We start from the raw sequence: 887 nt of genomic DNA on the forward strand, positions 1-887 counted from the left end.
CGCGCAGGCCGATCGCGAGCCACGTCGACCAGTTCTCCTCGACCCAGCCGGCGGCGTTCGTCGCGCTCTCCTGGGCATCCTGGAGCGACGGGACGGTCACGGCGGTCGGCGACTCCGAAGGGGTCGGCGTCGGCGACGGACCGGCGGCCGTCAGGACGGCGGACAAGGACACGGCAGGTACCTCCAGGTGCGGCGCTGCTCCCTCCGGCGTTGCGGTCAAGGTGGTCCAGGTCACGAAAAGGTCACCGGTGGGGCAGGAGCACCACACTAACGGGGCATTGTGTGTGCCTCGGCGGGATGTGTGGAGGAGAGACCGTGCTCACCTGCGCTTGAACAGGCCGGGGCGCGGGGGATGTATCCGGGTGTGGTCGAAAACACTCCCAGCCCGTTACCGGGACATGGNNGACGCCCAAGGAGGCATCCGTGCCGCATGTCCTGGTCCTGAACGCGTCGTACGAGCCCCTCGGCGTCGTACCGCTCCGCCGCGCGCTCGTCCTCGTCCTGGAGAACAAGGCAGTCTCCCTGGAGGAGTCCGGCGCCTTCCTGCACAGCGCGACCGTCACTGTCCCCGCACCCAGCGTGGTCCGGCTCAAGCGATTCGTCCGGGTTCCCTACCGGGGGCCCGTTCCTCTCACCCGCCGGGCGCTGTTCGCCCGCGACGGGGGCCGGTGCATGTACTGCGGTGGCGTCGCAACCAGCGTCGACCACGTCATCCCGCGCAGCCGCGGGGGCAAGCACGTGTGGGACAACGTCGTGGCGTCCTGCCGCCGCTGCAACCACACCAAGGCCGACCGCCACCTCGTCGAGATCGGCTGGCGGCTGCGGCACAAACCCGCCCCGCCCACCGGTCTGGCCTGGCGCATCATCGGGACCGGCCATCGGGACCC

General features: G+C 70.5%; 1 protein-coding gene and 1 pseudogene. One reads left to right on the plus strand and one right to left on the minus strand.

Annotated features, from left to right (window positions below; all coding sequences use genetic code 11):
• Positions 1–172 (minus strand): annotated as a pseudogene (locus tag BZL64_RS41280) (mechanosensitive ion channel family protein); the annotation flags it as partial.
• 251 nt (positions 173–423) lie between these two features.
• On the opposite strand from BZL64_RS41280, the gene BZL64_RS23615 reads away from it, so the two are divergent.
• Positions 424–887, plus strand: a 464-nt coding sequence (locus BZL64_RS23615) for an HNH endonuclease (protein ID WP_086771204.1), incomplete at its 3' end; no start/stop codon positions are given.

It is taken from the genome of Streptomyces bobili, from assembly GCF_002154575.1.
Classification (GTDB): Bacteria; Actinomycetota; Actinomycetes; order Streptomycetales; family Streptomycetaceae; genus Streptomyces; species Streptomyces bobili.